The organism is Halomonas ventosae (genome assembly GCF_004363555.1).
GTDB classification, from domain to species: Bacteria; Pseudomonadota; Gammaproteobacteria; order Pseudomonadales; family Halomonadaceae; genus Halomonas; species Halomonas ventosae.
This window is the reverse complement of the sequence record NZ_SNZJ01000013.1, coordinates 69,815-93,437: the sequence shown is the minus strand read 5'-3', so window position 1 is coordinate 93,437 and position 23,623 is coordinate 69,815. Positions and strand designations below refer to the sequence as shown.

Annotated in this window: 18 protein-coding genes; 7 read left to right on the top strand and 11 right to left on the bottom strand. The window is 68.6% G+C overall.

Annotation, left to right across the window (positions count from 1 at the left end):
- Positions 1-9: 9 nt before the first annotated feature.
- Positions 10-1,275: an ABC transporter substrate-binding protein gene (locus DFP85_RS12175; protein ID WP_133636556.1), complete on the bottom strand. Its 1,266-nt coding sequence runs from the start codon at positions 1,273-1,275 to the stop codon at positions 10-12.
- Between the two features lie 205 nt (positions 1,276-1,480).
- On the bottom strand, positions 1,481-2,335 hold the full coding sequence (locus DFP85_RS12170) for an aldo/keto reductase (RefSeq protein WP_133636531.1): 855 nt from the start codon (positions 2,333-2,335) through the stop codon (positions 1,481-1,483).
- Positions 2,336-2,589: 254 nt separating this feature from the next.
- Between DFP85_RS12170 and DFP85_RS12165 the strand changes: the two genes are divergently transcribed.
- The 4 genes from DFP85_RS12165 to ugpC all read left to right on the top strand — a co-directional run bounded on the left by DFP85_RS12165 (position 2,590) and on the right by ugpC (position 9,857).
- Entirely contained in the window at positions 2,590-4,080 is a 1,491-nt protein-coding gene (locus DFP85_RS12165; protein ID WP_133636530.1) for a carbohydrate porin, read from the top strand.
- A 134-nt stretch (positions 4,081-4,214) separates the two neighbouring features.
- On the top strand, positions 4,215-6,923 hold the full coding sequence (malT, locus tag DFP85_RS12160) for an HTH-type transcriptional regulator MalT (protein ID WP_133636529.1): 2,709 nt from the start codon (positions 4,215-4,217) through the stop codon (positions 6,921-6,923).
- Positions 6,924-7,065: 142 nt separating this feature from the next.
- Positions 7,066-8,754: an alpha-amylase family glycosyl hydrolase gene (locus tag DFP85_RS12155; RefSeq protein ID WP_133636528.1), complete on the top strand. Its 1,689-nt coding sequence runs from the start codon at positions 7,066-7,068 to the stop codon at positions 8,752-8,754.
- The gene (ugpC, locus tag DFP85_RS12150; protein WP_133636527.1) at positions 8,742-9,857 is read left to right on the top strand and encodes a sn-glycerol-3-phosphate ABC transporter ATP-binding protein UgpC; all 1,116 of its coding nucleotides are present in this window, start codon (positions 8,742-8,744) and stop codon (positions 9,855-9,857) included. The genes DFP85_RS12155 and ugpC overlap by 13 nt, the downstream gene beginning before the upstream one ends.
- Positions 9,858-10,006: 149 nt before the next feature.
- Here the strand turns inward: ugpC and malG are convergent, their stop codons facing one another.
- The 9 genes from malG to DFP85_RS12105 all read right to left on the bottom strand — a co-directional run bounded on the left by malG (position 10,007) and on the right by DFP85_RS12105 (position 20,975).
- Positions 10,007-10,897 carry a maltose ABC transporter permease MalG gene (gene malG / locus DFP85_RS12145; protein ID WP_133636526.1) on the bottom strand — a complete coding sequence of 297 codons (891 nt, stop codon included), beginning with the start codon at positions 10,895-10,897 and terminating at the stop codon, positions 10,007-10,009.
- A gap of 14 nt (positions 10,898-10,911) precedes the next feature.
- Positions 10,912-12,486, bottom strand: coding sequence for a maltose ABC transporter permease MalF (malF, locus tag DFP85_RS12140; RefSeq protein ID WP_133636525.1), 1,575 nt, complete (start codon positions 12,484-12,486; stop codon positions 10,912-10,914).
- A 76-nt stretch (positions 12,487-12,562) separates the two neighbouring features.
- A complete protein-coding gene (gene malE, locus DFP85_RS12135; protein ID WP_133636524.1) occupies positions 12,563-13,759 on the bottom strand; it encodes a maltose/maltodextrin ABC transporter substrate-binding protein MalE in 1,197 nt (398 codons plus the stop codon).
- 259 nt (positions 13,760-14,018) lie between these two features.
- Positions 14,019-16,070 carry a choline BCCT transporter BetT gene (gene betT, locus DFP85_RS12130; protein WP_133636523.1) on the bottom strand — a complete coding sequence of 684 codons (2,052 nt, stop codon included), beginning with the start codon at positions 16,068-16,070 and terminating at the stop codon, positions 14,019-14,021.
- Between the two features lie 161 nt (positions 16,071-16,231).
- The gene (locus tag DFP85_RS18975) at positions 16,232-16,894 is read right to left on the bottom strand and encodes a type 2 periplasmic-binding domain-containing protein (RefSeq protein ID WP_208108503.1); all 663 of its coding nucleotides are present in this window, start codon (positions 16,892-16,894) and stop codon (positions 16,232-16,234) included.
- A 111-nt stretch (positions 16,895-17,005) separates the two neighbouring features.
- Positions 17,006-17,713, bottom strand: coding sequence for a response regulator (locus DFP85_RS12120; protein ID WP_133636522.1), 708 nt, complete (start codon positions 17,711-17,713; stop codon positions 17,006-17,008).
- Positions 17,710-19,149: an ATP-binding protein gene (locus DFP85_RS12115; protein ID WP_133636521.1), complete on the bottom strand. Its 1,440-nt coding sequence runs from the start codon at positions 19,147-19,149 to the stop codon at positions 17,710-17,712. The genes DFP85_RS12120 and DFP85_RS12115 overlap by 4 nt, the downstream gene beginning before the upstream one ends.
- Positions 19,150-19,310: 161 nt before the next feature.
- Positions 19,311-20,237, bottom strand: a complete 927-nt coding sequence (locus tag DFP85_RS12110) for a LysO family transporter (protein ID WP_133636520.1) — start codon at positions 20,235-20,237, stop codon at positions 19,311-19,313.
- 57 nt (positions 20,238-20,294) lie between these two features.
- The gene (locus DFP85_RS12105) at positions 20,295-20,975 is read right to left on the bottom strand and encodes a hypothetical protein (RefSeq protein ID WP_133636519.1); all 681 of its coding nucleotides are present in this window, start codon (positions 20,973-20,975) and stop codon (positions 20,295-20,297) included.
- Between the two features lie 169 nt (positions 20,976-21,144).
- Between DFP85_RS12105 and DFP85_RS12100 the strand changes: the two genes are divergently transcribed.
- The 3 genes from DFP85_RS12100 to DFP85_RS12090 all read left to right on the top strand — a co-directional run bounded on the left by DFP85_RS12100 (position 21,145) and on the right by DFP85_RS12090 (position 23,576).
- On the top strand, positions 21,145-21,705 hold the full coding sequence (locus DFP85_RS12100) for a DJ-1/PfpI family protein (RefSeq protein ID WP_133636518.1): 561 nt from the start codon (positions 21,145-21,147) through the stop codon (positions 21,703-21,705).
- Between the two features lie 52 nt (positions 21,706-21,757).
- The gene (locus DFP85_RS12095; RefSeq protein WP_133636517.1) at positions 21,758-22,360 is read left to right on the top strand and encodes a TetR/AcrR family transcriptional regulator; all 603 of its coding nucleotides are present in this window, start codon (positions 21,758-21,760) and stop codon (positions 22,358-22,360) included.
- A gap of 100 nt (positions 22,361-22,460) precedes the next feature.
- Entirely contained in the window at positions 22,461-23,576 is a 1,116-nt protein-coding gene (locus tag DFP85_RS12090) for an alkene reductase (RefSeq protein ID WP_133636516.1), read from the top strand.
- Positions 23,577-23,623 lie beyond the last annotated feature (47 nt).

Below are 23,623 nucleotides of genomic sequence, written 5' to 3'. Positions count from 1 at the left end.
GACCTCCGGTTACCAGCGACGACGCTTGATGCGGGACAGTTCGCTGTCCAGCTCGGACACGGCCTCGGCACCGCTCTGGTTGCCGGAGAGCACGCTGTGTGCGGCGTTGAAGAAGCTGTTGCTCACCCGGCCGTAGTTGTCGCCGGTGGGGGCAGAGGGACGGGCCACGGCGTTGGTGAAGGTGGCGTAGAGGGTGCCGAAGAAGGGCACCGCCGCGAGCACCTCATCATCCTCGTAGAGGGCGGCCAGGGTGGGGTTGTAGGCGCCCTCGATGGCGCGTCGCTTCTGCTCGGCCTCGGAGGTCAGGAAGGCCACCAGGTCGGCGGCGGCTTCACGGTTCTCGGTATACTTGGAGACCGCCAGGTTCCAGCCGCCGAGGGTCGCGGCGCTTTCCCCGTCCGGCCCGTGGGGCAGCTTGACCACGCCGACCTTGCCGGCCACGTCGCTGTCCTCGCTCTGGGTGAGCGACCAGGCATAGGGCCAGTTGCGCATGAACACCGCATTGCCGCTCTGGAAGATGCCGCGGGCCTCCTCCTCGGTGTAGTTGAGCACACCTTTCGGCGAGATGTTGCCGATCCAGCTGGCGGCGAGGTCCAGCGCCTCGGCGGCCTTGGCGTTGTCGATGGTGATCTCGCCGTCGGCATCGACGATGGTGCCGCCGCCGTAGCTGGCGATCCACTCCAGGGCGTTGCAGGTCAGGCCCTCGTAGGCACGGCCCTGGAAGACGTAGCCCCACATCCCGTCGTTGCCGGCCTCGCGCTCGGCGGCCTGGATCTCGGTGGCGATCTCGGTCAGCTCGGCCCAGGTCTCGGGGGCCTCGACGCCGTGTTCCTCGAGCAGGTCCTTGCGGTAGTAGAGCACGCCGGCATCGGTGAACCAGGGCATCGCCACCAGGCGGCCGTCGATGGTGTTGTTGGCGACAATGGTCTCGAAGTGGCCGGCCGCCGCCTCCTCGCCGAGAGTCTCGCCGAGATCGAGCAGGTGATTGGCCAGCAGGCCCGGCCATACCACGTCGATCTGCATCACGTCGATGTCGCTGGACTGGGCGGAGAGGATCTGCTGGTAGAGCGACAGGCGCTCGGTGGAAGAGTTGGGGGTGGAGACGATGTCGACCTCGTGGCCGGTCTGCTCCTCCCACTGGGCGACGCCCTCCTCGCACAGGGTGAGCTCGGCGCCCACCGCGCCGCAGGAGATGGTCAGTTCCGCGGCCTGGGCCTGGCTGCCGCTCGCGGCAGCCCCGGCCAGGGCGATGGCGGAGATCAGGGTCTTCTTCAACATGCTGGCTTCCTCGTCGCTTGTTGTTGTCGATGTGACGAACCGCAGGGTCGGTCTCTCCGATGCCCCGGGCACCGGAGGGTGGTTCGACCCTTTGACTTAAACGATTAAGATTACGTGCCGCAAAGGTAGTCGTCGCCCTTGCCCGGCATCAACCTAGACATTGGTCGCATCCAGCCACCCCGGCAGGCACCGGTCCGGGCCGTCATGCCACCTCATGGCCTCGGCTTGCCTCCAGCAGTGCATACCAGTCCCGGCGGGAGAGGCGAAGATCGGCCTCGTCCCGCAGGGACTCGATGCGGGCAGGATTCAGGGTGCCGATCACCGGCACCGGGGCGCCCGGCAGGCGACGCAGCCAGGCCAGTGCCACCCCGGCGGGGCTGACCCCGTGGCGGGTGGCGAGGGCCTCCAGGGCCCGGCCGACCGCTCCCCCGAACAGCGTGCCGCCCCCTAGGGGTGACCAGGCCATGGGCTGCAGAGCGTCCTGACCCAGGGCATCGAAGTGGCCATCGAACAGCGGTGCCGGTCGGGTGAGGGAGAGCTGCAGCTGGTGGTGGGTCAGCGGGTGGGATAGCGCGGCCTGGAGGCGGCGCCACTGCTCGGGCAGGAAGTTGGAGATCCCCAGCGCGGCGACCTTGCCGGCCCGGACGGCATCGTCCAGTGCCTTGGCGGTGGCATCGGCCTCCATCAGCGGATCCGGGCGGTGGATCAGGAAGACGTCGAGACGCTCGACGCCCAGCCGTGTCAGGGCGCGGTCGATGGCACCGGCCAGCCAGTCCGGCGAGCTGTCGTAGTGCTTGATCTCGCCCCGGTCCATGCGGATCCCGGCCTTGGTGACCACCCGCACTCGTTGGGCAAGGCTGGGACGTTGGCGCAGTGCCTCGCCGAACAGGTGCTCGTTCCTACCCTCTCCGCCGTAGATGTCGGCGTGGTCGAACCAGTCGAGTCCCTGATCCAGGCGAGCCTCGATCCAGTCGGCCAGGCGCTCGGGGTCGTGAAATCCAGGGGTCTCATGCAGGCGCATCATGCCAAGCATGAGCGGGGTCGTGTCGGTGCTCATCGCGAGTCCTCGTCGTGGTGTCGATGGGCAGGGTATGTCATGGCGAGGATGGATTTGTAGTTTTATTACTTCAATTGGCTTGAGTTCCGATAGCTGATTAGACATTAGTCGTAATATTACAAGAATCTTTTTGTCATCAGGATCTGTAACGATTAAGTTCACGGTGACCTCAGAACCGGACCGAACCCGGCGCGGGGCACCCTGCCTTTCGTGATGATCACCCGTCTCGACAACAACAAAGGACGAGAACGACCATGAACGCTGTCAAGCTCAAGACGCCGCTCGCCATCGCCATCGCCGCTGCCGGCCTCACCCTGGCCGGCACTGCCAACGCCCAGTCCAGTGACCTCGAGCAACGCCTCGCCGAGCTGGAGGCGCGCATCGCCGCCGCCGAGCAGCGCGCCGATGCCGCCGAACGTCGTGCCGACCTGGCCGAGCAGCAGGCCGAGGATCGCCTGACGGAAGACGAGATCGAGGAACGCCTGGCCAAGGTCGAGGAGAAGGCCGACAGCGACGAAGGCTTCGCCTTCGGTGCCTACGCCCGCTCGGGACTGCTGATCGGTGACGATCACAAGAGCATCCCCGGTGGGCCAGGCGTGACGCCTGCCGGCCCCCTGGGCGGTAACGTCGGTCGCCTGGGCAACGAGCCGGACACCTACGCCGAGGCCAAGCTGAACTACCGGCAGCGCTTCGATAATGGCGCCGTCGCCGATTACCGCATGATGTTCGCCGATGGCGTGCGGACCAGCAACGACTGGACCGCCGAGGAGTCGAACCTCAACGTGCGCAACGTCTATGTCGAGCTCAGCGAGCTGCCGAGCTTCACCGGTGCCTTCGAGAACGCCTCCATCTGGGCCGGCAAGCGTTTCGACCGCGACAACTTCGACATCCACTGGATGGATACCGACTTCGTGTTCCTGGCCGGCACCGGCGGCGGTATCTACGATGTCCAGCTCGCCGACAGCTGGAAGGCCAACTTCTCGCTCTATGGCCGCAGCTACTCGGACTTCCCCACCGAGGAGTCGGAGCTCACCGACGATACCGACAACCTGACGCTGACCGCCAACAACTACTTCGGCAACTGGCAGTGGATGGTCAGCGGCCTGTCCGCCGCCGACAACGACGAGCGTGACATCCTGAACGGTTCCACCGCCGCCGACGATGGCTTCCATACCATGGTCGCCTACCACGGCGACAGCTTCTTCGGACTGAGCGAGGGCAACTTCAAGGCGGCGGTGATGCACGGCCAGGGCCTGGGCGCCGAGGTCAAGGTGGTCGGCGGCAACGGTCAGTTGACCGAAGACGCGACTGCGACCCGCGTCGGCCTCTATGGCACCACCTACCTGGCCCCCAAGTGGCGCATCGCGCCGGCGATCCTCGCCGAGGTCAGCGAGGATCGTTTCGCCGAAGGCGACGAGTATACCTGGGCGACCTTCAATACCCGCCTGGCTAACGAGATCACCGAGAACTTCGAGATGCAGTACGAGGCGACCTACCAGTGGATGGACCTCGACCAGGGGCCGGTGGGCAATAACGCCGAAGGCGCCTATACCAAGTTCACCGTCGCGCCGACCTTCAAGCCCGACGTGGGTGGCTTCTGGCAGCGCCCGGAGATTCGTGTCTTCGCCAGCTTCAGCGACTGGGACGAGGAGCTCAACGGCTATAGTGATGACGATGCCTTCGGCAGTGAAGGCTTCACCGGTAGCGAGTGGGCCTTCGGCGTGCAGACCGAGATCTGGTTCTGATCCCGCCGGCCCGGCGCTGTCCGGGCCGATGATGGCCTGCTGTTCCGATGCTTGCCCGCGGCACTGTTGCCGCGGGCCTTTTGCATGGAGCCGATGCCTCGTTCCACCCTTCCTGTCCATCGGGAGTTCGAATCATGCCGTTGCTCCAGGAAAAACTCGCCCCCCCGGTGCTTTCCTCCACCCTGGTGGCCCGGCCACGGCTCAATGATCGCTTCGCCCTCGACGAGCGTATCCGCCTGCTGGTGGTACAGGCACCACCCGGCTATGGCAAGACCACCCTGGTGGCCGAACGGCTGCCGTCACTGGAGCAGGCGGCGAGCTGGCTGCGTCTCGACGCCCGCGACGATGACCCACGGCGCTTCGCCGATTACTTCGGCGCGGCCCTCGACCGCTTGTGCCGCGAGTGGCTGGATGTCTCGCTGTTGCCCGCCTACGAGGGCCCCTTCGATGCCTGCATCGATGCCTGGCTGGCCTGCCTGCCTGCCGAGGCACCGCCCTGCCGTCTGGTGATCGACGAGTTCGAGCACATCTGTCACCCCGCCATCCGCGATGGCCTCGTCCACTGGCTGCGCCACCAGCCGCGCTGGCTGACCCTGACCCTGATATCGCGTACCCGGCCGCCGCTCGGCCTGCCGGGCCTGCGGCTGCGCGGCGAGCTCGAGGAGATCGACGCGACGGCGCTCGCCTTCGACCTGGAGGAGGCCCAGACGCTGTGCGCCGAGCAGCTCAGCTTCCCGCCCACCCGGGTCAGCCTGGAGCGGGCCCTGCGCCTGACGGGGGGCTGGGTGATGGCCCTGGACTGGCTGATCCAGCGCACCACCACCCGCGCGGGTTTCGACAGCCTGCTGGAGCGCCTGGGCGGCAGCCATCCGGACTTCGTCGCCTGGTTCGACGATCTGCTGGAAGCCTGTCTCGACGAACCCGACCGCCGGCTGCTGTTGCAGCTCGGGGTGCTGGAGCGTTTCTCTCCGATGCTGGTGGCGCGCCTGCTAGAGGGGGAGCGAGTCTCCCAACGGTTGGCGGCCCTGGAAGGGGCCGGCCTGTTCCTGGAGCGCTCAGATCCCCATGAGCAGTGGTTTCGCTTCCATCCCCTGTTCGCCGGTTACCTGCGTCATCGCCGCCATGAACTGAGCCTGGCGTCCCAGCGCCAGCTGCATCGCCGTGCCAGCCAGGCCTGGCTGGCGCTGGGCGATCCCGCCCTGGCCCTGTCCCAGGCCATCGAGGCGGACGACTCCGAGGCGCTCACCACGCTGGTGGGGGCCCAGGGGCCCCAATTGCTGGCCCATGGCCACTTCGCGCTGCTGGCACGGGCCCTGGCGACGCTCGGCGAGACACGCCTGTGCGCCTCGCCGCGCCTGACACTGATCCACGGCTGGGTGTCCCACGCCCAGTACCAGTTCGACCGCACCGCCCAGGCCATCGGCTGGATCGAGGCCCAGCTCGACGACCCCGCCTGGCAGGAACTGGCTGCCGAGTTCGCCACCCTGCGCGCCCAGCTGGCGATCAACCAGGGCGATGCCGAACGTGCCGCGCCGCTGGCCGAGCAGGCCCTGACCCAGCCGGCCCGCTTCCTGGCGGCCACGCCGGTGTCGGCCGGCGCCATCCTCTGCGAGGCGCGTTTCGTCCAGGGGCGACTCGAGGAGTCGCTGGCGCGAATCCTCGAGGTGGAGCGTGAGGCGCGGCGCATCGGCGACGACCAACTGATGTTGTGGGCGCTGTGCCACCATTCGGAGACCCTGGTCGCCCAGGGGCGCCTGCAGGCCGCCTTTGACATCCAGGAACGCGCCTTCGCGCATATCGAGCACAGCGGCCTCGACCGACTACCGGTGGCGGAGTTCCTGTATCGCATTCGCAGCCAGCTGCTGTGGGAGTGGCACCGCCTGGATGAGGCCGAGCAGGCGGCCCTGGCCGGCATCGCTCTGCTCGACCGCCAGGGCGAGCACTGGACCCTGCAGTGCCATGTCAGCCTGGCCAAGGTCGCCCAGGCCCGCGGCGACCAGGCGCAGTGTGCCGACCACATCCGCCGCCTTCGCAAGATACTCGCCGATGGCGACTATCACATCGACTGGCGGGCCAACGCCCACGCCACCCTGCTGGCCTGGTGGCAGGCCAACGACGACCGCGATGCGGTGGCCCGCTGGCTGCAGGAGGCGCCGCCCGCCGAGCCCGACACCGCCAGCAACCACTTCGCCCAGGCCAACGTGCGCAACCACGTCCGGGCGTTGATGCTGCTCGGCCGGCCCGACGAAGCCCGGGCCCTGCTGGAGGCCCTGGAGACCCAGACCGCGCGCTTCGGCCTGGTCACCGACGCCAACCGCAACCGGCTGTGCCTGGCGGCCCTGGAATGGCAGTGCGGCCACGAGCAGGCGGCGCTGGATCACCTGGCCGAGGCCCTGGAGCTGGCCTCGCGCACGGCGCTCACCGGCAGCTTCCTGCGCCTGGGTCGGCCGCTTTCCGACATGCTCACCCGGCTGCTCGAGACCCGTGAACCGGACGAGCTGGCACGGCGCCGTGCCGAGCGGTTGCTCACGCTGGCCGGCCGTCAGCGTGATTTCGGCCGCGCCGTACGGCTGATGCTCGACGAGGCGGTGATCGCCGACATCGTCGCCCGCCCGGACGTGCCGGAGCTGATCCGCACCTCACCCCTGACCCGTCGCGAGTGGCAGATCCTGGGGCTGATCCATGCCGGACTCTCCAACGAGCAGATCGCCGAACAGCTGTCGGTGGCACCCACCACCATCAAGACGCATATCCGCAGCCTCTACCAGAAGCAGGGCATCCGTCGCCGGGAGGAGGCCATCGCCCTGGCCGGCGATCTCCTCGCCCGTATCCAGGGGAAGTAGGGGGCTCCTCCTCCCCCCGCCTACGCCTGTCGCCCATCCCGCGGGAGGATTTCTCCCGCCGGTCCTGCCGCCACCATGAGTGTGACGTTTTCCCGCGGTGTCGGCCCGCCGATACCCGCGATTCACGACAAGGACTCGGCACATGACCACAGACACTTCCCAGTACCTCGGCCGACAGGGCGCCGACTGGTGGCGCGGCGCGGTGATCTACCAGATCTACCCGCGCAGCTTCATGGATGCGGGCGGCGACGGCATCGGCGACCTGCAGGGGGTAATCGACCGCCTCGACTACATCGCCTCGCTGAATGTCGACGCCATCTGGCTGTCGCCGTTCTTCACCTCGCCGATGCTCGATTTCGGCTATGACGTCAGCGACTACCGTGACGTCGACCCCATGTTCGGCACCCTGGCGGACTTCGACCGCCTGGTGGAGGCCGCTCATGCCCGGGGGCTCAAGGTCACCATCGACCAGGTGCTCTCCCACACCTCCGATGCGCATGCCTGGTTCCAGGAGGGCCGTGAAAGTCGCGACAATCCCAAGGCCGACTGGTACGTGTGGGCCGATCCCCGGCCCGACGGCGCCCCGCCCACCAACTGGCAGGCAATCTTCGGCGGCTCGGCCTGGCAGTGGGACACCCGCCGCTGCCAGTACTACCTGCACAACTTCCTGGTCGAGCAGCCAGACCTCAACTTCCGCAATCCAGAGGTGGTCGAGGCCATCCTCGGTGAGGTGCGTTTCTGGCTGGAGCGCGGCGTCGACGGCTTCCGCCTGGATGCGGTGAACTTCTGCACTCACGGCGAGCTCAGGGACAACCCGCCGAGAGAAGATATCCAGGAGGGGTTTATCGGCGTACGCCCCGATAACCCCTACGGCTACCAGCAACATATCTACGACAAGACCCAGCCGGAGAACCTGGCCTTCCTCGAGCGGCTGAGGGCGCTGCTCGACGAGTACCCGGGTACCACCAGTGTCGGCGAGGTCGGTGACGACGATTCGCTGGGCGTGATGGCCGAGTATTCCAGGGGCGGCAAGCGCCTGCACATGGCCTACTCCTTCGATCTGCTCGGCGAACGCCATGACCCCGAGTACCTGCGCGGCATCCTCACCGAGATGGAAGCGCGCATCGAGGATGGCTGGCCCTGCTGGGCGCTGGGCAACCACGACGTCACCCGTCTGGCCACCCGCTGGAACGCTGAAGATGCTGCCGCCAAGCTGCGCCTCTACCTGGCCTTCCTGCTCACCCAGCGCGGCAGCATCTGCCTCTACCAGGGCGAGGAGCTGGGCCTGAGCGAGGCCGAACTGACCTTCGAGCAGTTGGTCGATCCCGCCGGCATCACCTTCTGGCCGGCCTACAAGGGCCGCGACGGTTGCCGCACCCCCATGCCGTGGCAGGCCGACGCCCCCCACGGTGGCTTCTCCGGGGCCGCGCCCTGGCTGCCGGTGCCCAATGAGCACCTGGGGCTGGCCGTGGACCAGCAGGAGCGGGAGCCGGACTCGCTGCTCAACGCCTATCGCGCCTTCCTGGCCTTCCGCCGTACCCAGCCGGCGCTGGTCAAGGGCGACATCGTCTACCATCCGGTGCGCGACGAGGTGCTGTGCCTCGAGCGAAGCCATCCGGCGAGCGCCCCCGGCGAGCGCCTGCTGGTGGCGCTGAACTTTTCCGGTGAACCTCGCGAGCTGGCGGCCCCGCACGCCGCGCGCGCCCTCGATGACGCCCCGGCGATGGTCAACGGCCAATGGCTTAACGGCACTCTCACCCTGCCGGCGTATGGCATTGCCATCGCCCGCTGTCCGCAATCCGATCAGGAGGATGCGCAATGGGACGCCTGACACTTGATAGCATTGGCAAGGACTATGACGGCGTCGAGATCTCTCGGGATATCGACCTGACCATCAACGACGGCGAGTTCGTGGTGTTCGTCGGGCCCTCGGGCTGCGGCAAGTCGACCCTGATGCGCATGGTCGCCGGGCTCGAGGACATCACCCGCGGCGAGATGTGCCTGGACGGCGAGCGGATCAACGAGATCCCGCCCCAAGAGCGCGACATCGGCATGGTCTTCCAGTCCTACGCGCTGTACCCGCATATGACGGTGGCCGAGAACATGGCCTTCGGCCTCAAGCTGGCGCGTACCGACAAGGCCGAGATCCGCCGCCGCGTAGACCACGCCGCCGACATCCTGCAGCTCACCCAACTGCTCGAGCGCAAGCCCAAGGACCTCTCCGGCGGCCAGCGCCAGCGGGTGGCAATCGGCCGTACCCTGGTCAAGGAGCCGGCGGTATTCCTGTTCGACGAGCCGCTGTCCAACCTCGATGCCTCGCTGCGGGTCGAGATGCGGGTGCAAATCGCCGAGCTGCACAAGCGCCTGGGCGCCACCATGATCTACGTCACCCACGACCAGGTCGAGGCGATGACACTCGCCGACCGCATCGTGCTGCTGTCGAGCGGCAGCATCGCCCAGGTCGGCGCGCCGCTGTCGCTCTATCACTTCCCTAACTCCCTAGAAGTGGCCGAGTTCATCGGCTCGCCGCGCATCAACACCCTGCCGGTGACGGTGGTCGACCCAGGCCCGCGGCTCACCGGCGTGCGCCTGCCCTCCGGCGAGACGCTGGCCGTGGCGGTAGACGGGCGTGGCCTCAAGGCGGGCGACACCGCCACCTTGGGGATTCGCGCCGAGGACTTCGTCGCCCCCGAGCAGGGCGAGGCGACCCTCCAGGCCAAGCTGATGGTGGCCGAGCAGCTTGGCTACGAGACGCTGGCTCACCTGCAGGTCGAAGGCTCCGAGGGCACCGTGACGCAGCGCCTCGACGGCCTGGCCCACCTCGAGGAGCACCAGGTCGTCGCCCTGGGCCTGGCCGGCGACCACTGCCACCTGTTCGGCCCCGACGGCCAGGCCTGCCCGCGCCAGGTGGAGATCCCCGGCATCGCCCACTGACCCGAACGGCTCTTACTGACCCCGCCCCGGTGCGCCTTGCGCCCGGGGCTTTTCGCAATAAGCCTCCCCAAGCAAAAAAACCCCGGCCGAATGGCCGGGGAAGCAAGCGTCCTGGCAGGACGAGGAAACGCGGGTGGGGGAGGGGGGGCTCAGCCTTTTACTCCGCCGGCGGTGAGGCCGCCGGCGATCCAGCGCTGGCACAGCAGGAAGGCCAGGGTAATGGGCAGCCCGGAGAGCACCGCCGCGGCGGCGAAGTCGCCCCAGCGCTGGTTGTGCTCGGCCAGGTACTGCTGGGCGCCCACGGCCAGGGTCAGCTTGTCCTCGTCGAGCAGCAGCACCGAGGCCATGGGGTACTCCATGATCGACATGATGAAGGCGAGGATGAACACCACCATCAGGATCGGCACCGAGAGTGGCAGCAGGATGTGCCGGAAGGCCTGCCAGGTGCTGGCGCCGTCGACCATCGCTGCCTCCTCCAGGGAGCCGTCGATGGACTCGAAGTAGCCCTTGATGGTCCAGATATGCAGCGCCACCGCGCCCAGCGACGCCAGGATCAGCGCGCCGTGGGTGTTGAGGCCCAGCCAGGGCACCAGCTGGCCGAGGCGATCGAACAGCGCGTAGAGCGCCACCAGCGAGAGCACCGCCGGGAACATCTGGAAGATCAGCATGCCCTTGAGGATCGGTGCCTTACCCTTGAAGCGCATGCGCGCGAAGGCATAGGCGCTGGTGGTGGAGAGCGCGAGGATCATCAGCGACGACGCTACCGCCACCTTGATCGAATTCCACAGCCACAGCATCACCGGGAACGGCGGCTGGACGACGGTGCCGTCGGGGCGCTCCCAGGGGATGCCGAAGGCCAGCGCCCAGTGCTCCAGCGAGAAGCGCTCGGGGATCAGGCTGCCGGTGGAGAAGTTGCCTTCGCGGAAGGAGATCGAGATCACCAGCAGCAGCGGGAACACCACCAGGCTGACGAAGCCCAGCAGGGCGAGATGGGCGCCCAGCTTGCGGGTACGGATCGAACGGGGTTGAACCATGGCCATGAGACGACTCCTCCTTAGACCTTGACCTTGGACAGGCGCAGATTGAGCCACGACAGCCCGACCACCAGCAGGAAGATCAGCGTGGCGATGGCGGCCGCCAGACCGAATTGCTGGCCGGCATCCTGGAAGGCGATGCGGTAGGTGTAGCTGACCAGCAGGTCGGTAGTACCCGCCGGGGTGCTGGCGCCGAGGATGTCCGGCTTGCCGCCGGTGAGCAGGGCGATCAGCACGAAGTTGTTGAAGTTGAAGGCGAAGGCGGCGATCAGCAGCGGCGTCAGCGGCTTCAGGATCAGTGGCAGGGTGATGCGCATCATGTTGGTCAGCGGCCCGCCACCATCCACCGCCGAGGCCTCGTAGAGATCGCGGGGAATTGACTGGATCAGGCCCATGCACAGCAGCAGCATGTAGGGATAGCCGAGCCAGGTGTTGACGATCAGCAGCATGGTGCGCGCCAGCGCCGGGTCGGTGAACCAGTCGGGGCTGATGCCGAAGAGGTTCTCGAGGATCAGGTTTATCTCGCCGTGGTTCTGGTTGAACATGCCCTTGAAGATCAGGATCGAGATGAAGGCCGGCACCGCATAGGGCAGGATCAGCAGGGTGCGATAGATGGCCTTGCCCTTGAGCTGGTCCCACTGCAGCAGCGTGGCCAGCACGAAGCCCACCGCCAGGGTGAAGGCCACCGTCAGGCCGGCGAAGACGAAGGTCCAGACAAAGATCTGCAGGAAGGGCCCGCGGATGTCCGGATCGGTGAAGATCTTGGTGTAGTTGTCCAGCCCCACCGCAACCGGCCAGCCGGGGGTGAGGCGTTCACCGTCCTCGGTGACGAAGAAGCCGGTCTCCTGGTTGGGCGTCAGGGTGGTGCCGTCGCGCAGGTCGGTCAGGCTGCCGTCGGGGTTCGCTTCGAAACGCGGCAGCATCGGCGCGAAGCGGCGCAGGCCTGCCATCTCGAGCTCGGTACCCTCTGGCGTCACCAGGGTCAGGCGCTGCAGGCGATCACGCAGGGCGATGACCTCGCGGATGCCCAGCGCCTCGCCGGCGGGGGCCGCCTGGGTCGGCTCGACCGCCAGGGGTTGCCCTTCCACGGCGTGGGCCAGCGGCTTAGACACCAGTTGCCTCACACCCTCCAGGTCGCCGGCCCCCTTGGCGTCCAGGTACAGGCGCGTCCGGTTACCGTCACGGACCAGCTGGAAATCGAAGGCCTGGCCCTCGGCCTGATAGGTCTGGTCGAGAAACTGGGCACGCACCCGCTCTTCGCTGAGCAGGTTGCTCGAACTGTAGTTGCTGAAGCTGATGCCGATGGTATAGACCAGCGGGAAGATCACGAACACGCCCATCCCGGCCAACGCCGGGAAGATGTAGCGGTGGCTCATCAGCTGGCGCTTGCCGAAGACGATCGCCAGGGAGGCGCCCAGCACCAGGAACAGCAGCGAGAACATCCACTGGCCGCGCAGGTGGAAGGCCACCACCAGCCACAGGGTGGCGATCACCAGCAGTGCCGTCAGGGTGCGCAGCGCCCAACGGGTGTAGCGTTCGGCGGGGTAGCGGGATCGATGGCGCGGCAAGCCGCGCGAGGCGTTGGTCACGAACATGGGGTCACCTGCGGTCTGCCCCGGCCTGGGCGTGGTTCACGGCCGGCCGGGGTCATGGACACTGGAAGGAACACGGTTACTCGATGGCGGTGCGGATGCGCTCGGCGGCAGCGTCGAGGGCCGCCTGCGGCGACTGGCGGCCGCTGCCGATGTTCTGCAGCGCCGGTTCCATGGCCGACCAGAAGGCACCCATCTCGGGAATATTGGGCATCGGCGAGCCGAGCTCGGCGTTCGCCAGGGTGGCGGCGATCCGCGGATCGCTCTCCAGGTCCTGCTGATAGACCTTGTGGGCCACGGCGCCCAGAGAACCGTCGCTGTTGAAGGTGCGCAGGCCCTCCTCCTCGAGCAGGTAGCTCTCGAGGAACTCGGTGGCCAGGAAGTCGTTGGGCGAGGCCGAGTTGATCATCGCCGCCATCACCCCGAACATCGGCTTGGCCCGCTCGTCGCCGACCTTGGGCAAGAGGGCCACGCCGAAGTCGATGCCGCTCTTCTCGAGGTTGCTCCAGGCCCAGGGGCCGCTGATCATGGTCCCCACCTCGCCCTGGTTGAAGCGGGTATCCGTCACGCTGTAGTCGGTGCCCTCGGGCAGCACGCCACTGTCGATCAGTTCACGCAGACGCTCGGCTCCCGCCACCGCGCCGGCATTGTTGACGCCGATGTCGCTGGTGTCGTAGCCGCTTTCGGTATGCTGGAACGCATAGCCGCCATTGGCGGCCAGCAGGGGCCAGCTGAAGTAGGGCTCACCGTAGTTGAAGAGGATCGCCTTCTTGCCTTCCTTGGTCAGCTCGGCATCGAGCCTGGCGAGCTCGGTGAAGCTTTCGGGGGGTGTTTCCATCAGGGCCTTGTTGTAGATCAGGCCCAGCGACTCCACCGAGATGGGATAGCCGTAGGTCGCGCCGTTCCACTCGACGGCGTCCCAGGTGAAGTCGAAGTAGCGCGCGCGGTACGCATCGGAGGGTGCAATGGACTTGAGCAGCCCGCTCTGGGCCCATTCCCCCATGCGATCGTGGGCGAAGATCACGATGTCCGGCCCCTGGCCGCTGCCGGCGGCCTGTTGAAAGCGGTTGGTCATGTCGTCGGGGTGGACGATGTCGATGGCGATGCCGGTGTCGGCCGTGAACCGCTCGGCCACCTCGCGGATGCCCTGGGGCCCCTTGTTGTCGCCGATCCAGATGGTCAGGGTGTCGTCCTCGAAGGCCATGGCCGGCAAGGCGGCCCCGGCGCTCAGGGTGGCGGCCAGCAGCGGGGTGAGGAAGGCGTGGCGTCGTGTCATGGGTCGCGACCTCGTATTGTTGTGACGTCTCGGGTCGCCCCCGCCCCGGACGAGCGGCGGGGAGCGATAACGCCTAGCCTCGTCAATTCGAGCCGGGGCGACCTCATCCTCGGAGCGTGTAGGGGTGGCGTATGGCTGGGGCGTAGGGGGGAAGGGGCGAAAGCAGGCGGTCGTGAGATGGCCGCGGGCCTTTTCGTCGGACGGAAACGACAACGGCGACGCCACTGGCGTCGCCGTTGTCGGTTGCTGGCGGTCGTCGTCAGGCCGGCGAGGCGCTGGCGGGCGGTTCGCCCGTGGCGCCGGGCATGGCCTGCACGCCGCTGCCGGCGGCATCCGACAGCGCCAGGAAATGCAGGTGGCGCTCGTACTCGGAGAGCACGTCGCCGATCACCTGGCCGCGGGTATAGCCGTTGAGGTCCTGTCCGGTGCCGCCCTCGGCCAGGTGGACGTCGAGACGCACATAGTAGTCGTCGTCCACCGGCAGGAAGCTCGGCGTGCGCAGGCGGTTGGCGCACACCTGGTAGACGAAGCTCTGGGCCTGGTCGAAGTCCACCTGCAGGGTCAGGCGCGGCAGGGGCTCGTCCTCGAGGTGCTCCTCGCTCACCGAGGCCCGTTGCCCCCGGCTCTCCAGCTCGCTGGCGAACTGGGCCAGGGCCGGGCGGATGGCGTGCTCGACGGTCGCGGCCGCCCCGGCCCGGTTCGAGGTGTCCAGGGCGCGGTCGAGGCGCTCCCGCCAGTCGCCCCCCGGCGCGGTGCCGCTGACCTGGCGGCGGGCGTCGGCCTTGCTGCTCTCGAGCTTCAGGGCCTGGGACATGCCGGCCATGATGGCGAAGATCACCAGTGAGAAGGGCAGGGCGGTGATCACCACGGCGCTCTGCAGGGCATTGAGCCCGCCGGCCATCAGCAGGGCGATGGTGATCAGGCCGATGACCACCGACCAGAAGATGCGCAGGCGGATCGGGGCATCGTGGTTCACGTCGGACAGGATCGAGGTGAAGTTGGCCAGCACCAGGGCGCCGGAGTCCGCCGAGGTGATGAAGAAGACGATACCAAGCACGGTCACCACCGAGGCGGTGAGACCGATGTAGGGGTACTGTTCGAGCAGGGTGTAGATCGTGGTCTGGGGGGTGTTCAGCGCCTGCTCGCCGAGCTCGACCAGCCCCTGGTTGGCCACCAGGTCGATGCCGCTGTTACCGAAGATCGACATCCAGGCCATCATGAAGCCCAGCGGGATCAGCAGCGCCCCGGTGACGAACTCGCGGATGGTGCGCCCGCGGGAGATGCGGGCCAGGAAGAGGCCGACGAAGGGCGTCCAGGCGATCCACCAGCCCCAGAAGAAGATGGTCCACCAGCCCTTCCACTGCTGGGCTTCCTCGCCGGCGAAGGCATAGGTGTCGAAGCTCGCGCCGATGAAGCCGCCCAGGTAGTCCCCGGCATTGAGGACCAGGGCATCGAGCAGGCGCAGGGTGTCGCCCTGAAAGAGCACGAACAGCAGCAGGGCGGCGGCCAGCAGCATGTTGAACTCGGAGAGGCGGCGGATGCCCTTCTCCACGCCGCTGACCACCGAGATGGTCGCCAGCACCACCACCAGGGCGATCAGCACCACCTGCACGGAGAGGCTCTCCGGGACGTCGAACATGTAGGTCAGCCCGTAGTTGAGCTGCATCACCCCGATGCCCAGGCTGGTGGCGATGCCGAACACCGTGGAGATGACCGCGGTGATGTCCACGGCGTGGCCGATGGGGCCGTGGATGCGCTGGCCGAGCAGCGGGTAGAGGGCGCTGCGGATCGCCAGCGGCAGGCGGTGGCGGTAGCTGAAGTAGGCCAGGGCCATGCCCATCAGCACGTACATGCCCCAGCCGGTCAGTCCCCAGTGCAGGAAGGTCTGGGGCACGGCGGCACGCATCGCCGCGGCGCTCTCGGGGTCGAGATCCGGCGGCGCCAGGTAGTGGGCGAGGGGCTCGGCCACGCAGAAGAACAGCAGGTCGATGCCGATGCCGGCCGCGAACAGCATCGAGGCCCAGGAAACCAGCGAGAACTCGGGCCTGGCATGGTCGGGGCCCAGGCGGATGTTGCCCGCCCGGGAGGCGCCGATGACGACGACGAAGACCAGGTAGACCACCGCGGCGAGCATGTAGTACCAGCCGAAGGTCTCGTTGACCCAGGCCAGGCCGGCATCGAAGAAGGCGCCGGCCCGCTCCGTGAACAGCATGGTCAGCACCAGGAAGATCAGGATGCCGGCCACGCTGCCGTGGAAGACGACGCGATTCAGCCGGTCTCGCCGGTCGGGGAGGGAGGGGGCATGCGACATGCGGGGCTCCTCTGTCGGGGGATTCTTTTATTGAATGAACGTTCAAATAAAATACAGCCCCCACCAGGGAACTTCAAGGCATGAACGTCGAAGCTCGAACGAAAACGCCCGGCACGAGGCCGGGCGAAACGGGGGAAGCGGGGGTATAGGAGGAGCAGGCGTCAGTCGGCAGCGCCGTCGCCCTTCTCCTGGCGACCATCACCGCCCTTGTCCTGGCGGCCATGGCGGGAGAGCACCGCACGCATCTCCTCGATCTGCTCGTCGCTGAGGATCTCGGCGAGCGTCGCCTGGTGCTCCTCGCGCAGCTCACGCATGGCCTCGCGACGCTCCTGGCGGGAGTCGAAGTCGCCCTCGCGCAGCGCCTGCATGTCGGCGTAGATCGCCTCGCGGGCCTCGCGCAACGCCTCGCGCTCCTCGTCGGAGAGCTCCCAGCTGTCGACCAACTCGGTCAGGCGCTGCTGCATGGCCTCGCGGCGCTCGGCGCGCTGTTCCTCGCGCATTTCCTGACGGGCGGCCTCCAGCGCCTCGCGCTGCTCCTCGCCGAGGATCTCGTCCATGCGCTGGCGGTGTTCCTCGCGCAGTTCGCGAACCGCCTCGCGGTGCTCGCGGCGGGCCTCCTCCAGGGCCTGGCGAGTCTCCTCGTCGATGCCGGCCCGCTCGAAGAGGGCCTGGCGGCGTTGCTCGTGCTGCTGGCGATGTTCCTCGCTCCAGCCCTGCTGCCTGCCCTCGCCTCCGGGGGCGGCGCTGGCGGAGAGCGCCAGGGGGGCGATGGCGACGGCGAGCAGGGCGGGAGCCAGCAGGGTGCGGGTGAGTGAGCGTGTCATGGCGGTTCTCCTTGTCGGCCTCACGGGCCTCGGGTTGACGCTGCCAGTCTCGTCGCCGGGGATGCAAGCGGCATGCAGCGAGGGTGCAAAGGTCGTGCATCTGCCGGGGACTCACTCCTCCGGCTGATACTTGTAGCCGACGCCGTAGACCGAGCGGATCACCTCGCGCTCGGGCCAGGTCTCGGCGATCTTGCGGCGCAGCTTCTTGATATGGCTGTCGACGGTGCGCTCGGAGACGATGCGGTGGTCGCGGTACATGTGGTCCATCAGCTGCTCACGGGTAAAGATGCGCCCGGGCGAGTGCATCATCACCTTGAGCAGCTGGAACTCCACCGCGGTGAGGCCCAGATCGTGGCCGTCGGCCAGGGCCCGCCAGCCCTCCTCGTCGAGGACCAGGTCGCTGCCCCCGGGGGCCGGCGAGGTGGCGGCCCGGCTGCGGCGCAGCACGGCCCTGGCCCGGGCCACCACCTCGCGGGGGCTGAAGGGCTTGCAGATGTAGTCGTCGGCGCCCAGTTCCAGGCCCAGCAGGCGGTCGACCTCCTCGACCCGGGCGGTGAGCATGATGATCGCCACCGCGGGCCAGCGCTGGCGGATCTCCCGGCACAGGGTCAGGCCGTCGGTGCCGGGCAGCATCAGGTCGAGCAGCACCAGCTCGGGGCGCGTGCTGCGGGCCTCCAGCCAGGGCAGCACGGCATCGCCGTGGGCCAGGTGGTGGCTGGTGAAGCCGCTGCCCTGCAGGTAGTCGGCGACCAGGCGGGCGATCTTCGGTTCGTCCTCGACGATCAGGACCAGGTCCTGTTCGGTGTCCGGGGTGCTCATGCGGCGTCCTCCCTGAGCTGGTGGTCCTCGATGGCGGGAAAGGTCAGGGTCCAGCATAACCCGCCGAGCGACGAGGGGGAGGCCTCCATGCGCGCGCCGTGGGCGCGGGCCAGGGCGGTGGCGATCGACAGCCCCAGGCCGCTGCCGCCACTGGCGCGGCTGCGCGACCCCTCGACCCGGTAGAGCCGCTCGGTGAGCCGCGGCAGTTCGGCCTCTGGCACGCCGGGGGCGCTGTCCTCCCAGGTTACCCGCACCTGCCCCTGGTGGGCAGAGAGGCGCACGCGCAGCCGCCCCGGGGCCGTGGTATAGGCGCAGGTGTTGTCGATCAGGTTGTTCCACAGCTGGCGCAGCCGCTGGGTGTCGCCGCGGATCCACCCCGGCCCCTCGATCTCGTGCTCCAGCTGGATGCCGCTGTCGCCCAGCCAGCCGCCGGCCTCGTCGAGGCGCGAGGCCAGGCTCTCCGCCAGGTCCAGGGGCGCCAGCTGGACCTCCAGGGCGCCGGCATCGCTCTGGGAGAGCAGGCGCAGGTCGGCCACCAGCCGCTCCAGCTGGCCGACCTCCTGGGCCAGCGAGTGCAGGTTGTCCTGGTCCAGGGAGCGGATGCCGTCCTGCATGGCCTCGATCTCGCCACGCAGCACGGCCAGCGGCGTGCGCAGCTCGTGGGCGATATCGGAGACCCAGCGATTGCGCGCCTCGCGACTGGCCTCCAGGGTGGCGGCGAGCACGTTGAAGTCGTGGGCGAGGCTCGACAGCTCGTCGCGGCCGCGCTCCGCCAGCCGGGTGCTGTAGTCACCCTCGGTGAGGCGCCGCGTGGCCCGGGCCATGCCGCGGGTGCGCCGCCCCAGCCACCAGGAGAGGCCGCCGGCCAGCAGCAGCGAGGCCAGGCCCAGGGAGGCGACGATGATGCCCAGGTTGCGCTGCTGGCGAGAGAGGAAGATGCGGTCCATGCGCGCCATCAGCTGCTGGGGCGGGCGGTAGCCGAGCATGCCGACCCGCTCGCCGCTGCTCTCGATGGGCAGCCAGCGCAGCTCCGCCGCCTCCTGGTCGCTGTCCGGGGGCAGGCCGATCACCGGCAGCCCGGCCGCGTCGTGGAGCACGAAGTCCTTGGGATCCCCCAGGCGCCGCTCGATGCCCTCCGGCGGCGGGGTGTCGCCGGGCCACAGCTGGCGGCGCACCAGGCGGTGCCAGGCGCCGGGCGACTGGCGCAGCCACTGCCAGTCGCCGCGGCCTGCCCACTCCTCGGCGAGCCCCTCGGCCAGGGTCTCGGCGCGGCGGGTCTGGGTCTGGTCCAGGTACTCGATGAAGCCCTGGTCGAGGCTGCGCGAGACTGCCAGGAACACCAGTCCGGAGATGGCCACGTTGACCACCAGGATGATCGCGAACAGCTTGACGCCGAGTCGCGAGACGGCCGGACGGGGGAGGCGTGGCGAGCGCATGGGCGGGCTCCGGGAACGAGGGACGGCGAGGGCGTGGTGCATTCTCGCCGCTCGGCGTGCAGCCATCGGTCAGGTTCTGTGCAGGCAATGTGCAGCTTGCGGTCAGCCTCGCCCATGCCGTCCCCGCCGGCAAGGGCGACGGCGGTCACGGCGCTGGTCGGTCACAGCGAGAGCAGGAAGAGGATCAGCGGCGGCGACAGCAGCGAGAGGAGAAAGCCCGAGACCACGGCCACCGGCACGCAGGCCACCCCGCCGTGCTGCTGGATCACCGGCAGGGTGAAGTCCATGGAGGTGGCGCCGCCATAGCCGATCGCCAGGGCGGCATGGCGACGGATCAGCAGCGGGATCAGCACGAAGGCGAGCAGCTCCCGGGCCAGGTCGTTGAAGAAGGCGACCCCGCCCATCAGCGGGCCCAGCTGGTCGCCGACCAGGATGCCGGAGAGCGAGTACCAGCCGAAGCCGGCGGCCAGCGCCAGCCCCTCGTTCCAGGCCAGGTCGAGCAGCGGCGCCGCCAGCAGGCCGCCGACCAGCGAGCTGGCGGCGAGCGTCAGGGCGATGGCCAGGCCGAAGCGGTTGAGCACGATCTGGCGCAGCGGCATGCCGGAGTTGCGAAGCTGGCAGCCGATCAGCGCCAGCAGGAGGTAGAGCACCCCTTCGGCCAGGGTCTCGGCCGTGGCGAACAGGCCGCTGCCGGTGAGCCACTCCAGCAGCAGGCCGAGCACCACGCCGGCCACCACCACCGCCACCAGCGCCAGCGATCCGGCCATGGCGGCCCACTTGCTGGTGGGTGCCCCCGCCACCACCCTCGAGGGGTCGGCGGTGAGGCCCAGCCGGCGCGACAGCCACCAGAGGGCCGCCAGGTTGCAGGCCGAGATCACCGCGAACAGCAGCAGGGCCTGGCCGCCCAGGCGCGAGAGCTGGCCGGCCAGGTCGTCCAGGCCCGCCAGGCTCATCCCCATCAGCAGCAGGATCACGTAGATCGAGGCGTTCACGCCGCGGTTGATCAGCGCCATCAGCCGGGCATCCCGCACCGGCACCAGATACCCCAGCACCAGCGGCAACAGCACGATCACCAGACCGCTCAGCATCGAGACTCCCTTCCCGTCCAGGGGTCGCCGGCGGCGACCGAAAGCCGCCCACTCTAGTCAATTTCCCTTCGGGGAGGAAGCGAGCCCGGCGGCGAGGGTCAGGTCGGTGAGGGCCAGCCGGCTGCGCCGCTCGCCGTCGCGGTGGTACTCCATGGCCAGCAGCAGGCCCGGCACGCCGGGGTGGAAGCTGAAGACCATGCGGCGATCGGGGTCGTCCGGCTCGGTGACCTCCACCCTGACCGCCTCGAAGCGTCCGGCGGGCAGCTCGAGCGTGCGGCGGTCCAGCCGGCGATAGTCGACCCGCTCCTCGCGACCGCGATGGTCGAGGTAGCGCAGCCGGCAGGGCGAGGCGCAGTCGTCGGCCACGGCGCGCCGGGAGAGCTCGAAGAGGGCGGTCTGGCGGTCGGGCAGCCGGGCCAGGGCCTCCCGGTCCAGTTCATACGCCTTGCCGATGCCCAGCAGGCTGTAGCCGCTGGCATAGTGCAGCGAGCGGATGGCCTCGCCGGCGATGAAGCGGCTGCGCTCGTGGCCCCGGGCCACCGCGATGGCGGCCCGCATGTTGCTCTGCCAGTGCGTCCCGTCACGACTCAGGCGGTGCTCGATGGTGGTGCTCGGCCAGCCGGCCACCTCGAGGCGGTAGCGGGCATCGAAGGGGCGCGGCTCGGCGGCGAGGGCGCTGCCGGCGACCAGCAGCAGGAGCAGGACGAGAGCGGCGCAACGGCGCAGCGGTGCGGGCATTATGAGGACTCCATGGCCGTCGATGGGGCAGGGGTGAGAGTCCCCGCGGGCCAGGGGGTTCCCGCCTGCACGCTCCTTGCGCTTTTCCCCGGCGGGGCCTCCGAGGGGCTGCTAGGCTGCCCTTGCAGGGCGACGCCTCCGTCGCCGCCACACCACCGAGGAGACTCCCATGGCCAGACTCTTGCTGATCGCCGGTGACTATGTCGAGGACTACGAGATCATGGTGCCCTTCCAGGCCCTGCAGGCCATGGGGCACGCGGTCGATGCGGTGTGTCCCGACAAGCGCGAGGGCGACAAGGTGCGCACCGCCATCCACGACTTCGAGGGCGACCAGACCTACTCCGAGAAGCCCGGGCATGACTTCACCCTGAATGCCACCTTCGCCGAGGTGGAGGTCGCCGACTACGACGGCCTGGTCGTCCCCGGCGGGCGAGCGCCGGAGTACCTGCGCCTCGACGAGCGGGTGCTGGAGATGGTCCGCCACTTCTTCGACCATGACAAGCCGGTGGCCGCCATCTGCCACGGTGCCCAGCTGCTGGCGGCGGCGGTCTCCCTCGAGGGGCATCGGGTCTCGGCCTATCCGGCCTGCGCCCCGGAAGTGCGCCTGGCTGGCGGCGACTATGCCGAGATCGAGGTCGACCAGGCGGTGGCCAGCGGCAAGCTGGTCACGGCCCCGGCCTGGCCGGCCCACCCGGCCTGGCTCAAGCGCTTCGCCGCCATGCTCGACTGACACTTGCCGGTAGGGTTTGACGCAGCTAGACGACTGGTCTAATCTTGCCGGCATGAAGACGCACGCCACCCGCGACAAGCTGATCGAGATCGGCGCCGACCTGATCGCCGAGCAGGGGTTCAACGCCACCGGCATCAATGCGGTGCTCAGCCGGGCCGGGGTCCCCAAGGGCTCCTTCTATCACTACTTCTCGAGCAAGGAGGATTTCGGCCTGGCCGTGATCGACGCCTTCGCCGAGCAGTACGACGCCCGGCTGGCGGCGATCTTCGAGGCCCGCGACGTCTCCCCGCTGGAACGCCTGCGCCGCTACTTCGCCGCCGGCAAGGCGGACATGCTCTCCTGCGACCATGCCCGCGGCTGCCTGATCGGCAACCTGGGCCAGGAGCTCTCGGCGCGCAGCGAGGTCTTCCGGGCCCGCCTCGACCAGGTGTTCCGCGCCTGGGAGCGCCGGCTGGTGGCCTGCCTCGAGGAGGCCCGCCGTGCCGGCGAGGTGCCGGACGACCTCGATACGCAGGCGCTGGCGGGCTTCATCATGGCCGGCTGGGAGGGCGCCATCCTGCGTGCCAAGACCGTCAAGTCCCTGGCTCCCATGGAGTGCTTCGAGGCGATCCTGTTCCGCCAGGTGCTGGCCCGCGAGCTGCCCGTAGCGAGCTGATCGCCGGCCGGAGGGCCACTCGCAGTGGCGTGCGTCACGATTCTAGTAGACTGGTCTACAAGAGCAGTCCATACAGCGTTCGACCCAGGAGGTCACCCCTATGACCCCGCAACACGACAGCCTCTTCGCGCCCTTCACCCTCGGTGACATGGAACTGCCCAACCGCGTGATCATGTCGCCGCTGACCCGCTCGCGGGCCTCGCAGCCGGGCGACGTGCCCAACGACATGAACGTCGAGTACTACCGTCAGCGGGCCGGGGCGGGGATGATCATCGCCGAGGCCACCCAGGTCTCCCCCCAGGGCAAGGGCTACGCCTTCACACCGGGGATCCACTCCGAGGCGCAGGTCGAGGGCTGGAAGCGGGTGACCGATGCCGTTCACCAGGCCGGCGGGCGCATTATCCTGCAGCTCTGGCACGTGGGGCGGATCTCCCACCCCGCGCTGCAGCCGGACGGTGCCTCACCCGTGGCGCCCTCGGCGATCAAGCCGGAAGGCGCCATGACCTTCATCAGCGCCGATTCGGGGATGGTCGAGGTGCCCACGCCGCGCGCACTCGAGACCGACGAGCTGCCCGGGATCGTCGAGCAGTACCGTCAGGGAGCCGAGAACGCCAGGCGCGCCGGCTTCGACGGCGTGGAGGTCCATGCCGCCAACGGCTACCTGCTCGACCAGTTCCTGAAGAGCGGCAGCAACCACCGCACCGATGCCTACGGCGGCTCGCTGGAGAACCGCCTGCGCCTGCCGCTGGAGGTGGTCCAGGCCGTGGTGGACGTCTGGGGCCCCGATCGGGTCGGCGTGCGCGTCAGCCCCACCGGCAGCTTCAATGCCATGGTCGACGACGACCCGGTCGCCACCTTCGGCGCCTTCGCCCGGGCCCTCGACGGCATCGGGGTCGCCTTCATCGAGGTGGTGGAGGACTCCTTCCAGGGCAACCACGAGGATGGGCGTCCCGAGCCGGTGATCGAGGCCATCCACGAGGGCTTCTCGCGTGCCTACATCGGCAACGGCGCCTACAGCGCCGAGGAGGCCCGCCAGCGCATCGCCGCCGGCAAGGTGGACCTGGTCTCCTTCGGGCGGCCCTTCATCGCCAATCCGGACCTTCCGGAACGCTTGCGTCTCGACGCGCCGCTCAATGACTGGGACGACAGCACCTTCTACGGCGGCGACGAGCGCGGCTATACCGACTACCCGAGCCTGGCCGAACAGCCGGCCTGATACCTTCGAGAACCCCTGGCCGAGCCGGCCGGGGACCGACACCACGA

Coding starts and splice junctions, on each gene's coding strand:
- DFP85_RS12170 (WP_133636531.1), bottom strand. CDS start 2,335: ATGAGCACCGACACGACCCCGCTCATGCTTGGCATGATGCGCCTGCAT.
- DFP85_RS12165 (WP_133636530.1), top strand. CDS start 2,590: ATGAACGCTGTCAAGCTCAAGACGCCGCTCGCCATCGCCATCGCCGCT.
- malT (WP_133636529.1), top strand. CDS start 4,215: ATGCCGTTGCTCCAGGAAAAACTCGCCCCCCCGGTGCTTTCCTCCACC.
- DFP85_RS12155 (WP_133636528.1), top strand. CDS start 7,066: ATGACCACAGACACTTCCCAGTACCTCGGCCGACAGGGCGCCGACTGG.
- ugpC (WP_133636527.1), top strand. CDS start 8,742: ATGGGACGCCTGACACTTGATAGCATTGGCAAGGACTATGACGGCGTC.
- malG (WP_133636526.1), bottom strand. CDS start 10,897: ATGGCCATGGTTCAACCCCGTTCGATCCGTACCCGCAAGCTGGGCGCC.
- malF (WP_133636525.1), bottom strand. CDS start 12,486: ATGTTCGTGACCAACGCCTCGCGCGGCTTGCCGCGCCATCGATCCCGC.
- malE (WP_133636524.1), bottom strand. CDS start 13,759: ATGACACGACGCCACGCCTTCCTCACCCCGCTGCTGGCCGCCACCCTG.
- betT (WP_133636523.1), bottom strand. CDS start 16,070: ATGTCGCATGCCCCCTCCCTCCCCGACCGGCGAGACCGGCTGAATCGC.
- DFP85_RS18975 (WP_208108503.1), bottom strand. CDS start 16,894: ATGACACGCTCACTCACCCGCACCCTGCTGGCTCCCGCCCTGCTCGCC.
- DFP85_RS12120 (WP_133636522.1), bottom strand. CDS start 17,713: ATGAGCACCCCGGACACCGAACAGGACCTGGTCCTGATCGTCGAGGAC.
- DFP85_RS12115 (WP_133636521.1), bottom strand. CDS start 19,149: ATGCGCTCGCCACGCCTCCCCCGTCCGGCCGTCTCGCGACTCGGCGTC.
- DFP85_RS12110 (WP_133636520.1), bottom strand. CDS start 20,237: ATGCTGAGCGGTCTGGTGATCGTGCTGTTGCCGCTGGTGCTGGGGTAT.
- DFP85_RS12105 (WP_133636519.1), bottom strand. CDS start 20,975: ATGCCCGCACCGCTGCGCCGTTGCGCCGCTCTCGTCCTGCTCCTGCTG.
- DFP85_RS12100 (WP_133636518.1), top strand. CDS start 21,145: ATGGCCAGACTCTTGCTGATCGCCGGTGACTATGTCGAGGACTACGAG.
- DFP85_RS12095 (WP_133636517.1), top strand. CDS start 21,758: ATGAAGACGCACGCCACCCGCGACAAGCTGATCGAGATCGGCGCCGAC.
- DFP85_RS12090 (WP_133636516.1), top strand. CDS start 22,461: ATGACCCCGCAACACGACAGCCTCTTCGCGCCCTTCACCCTCGGTGAC.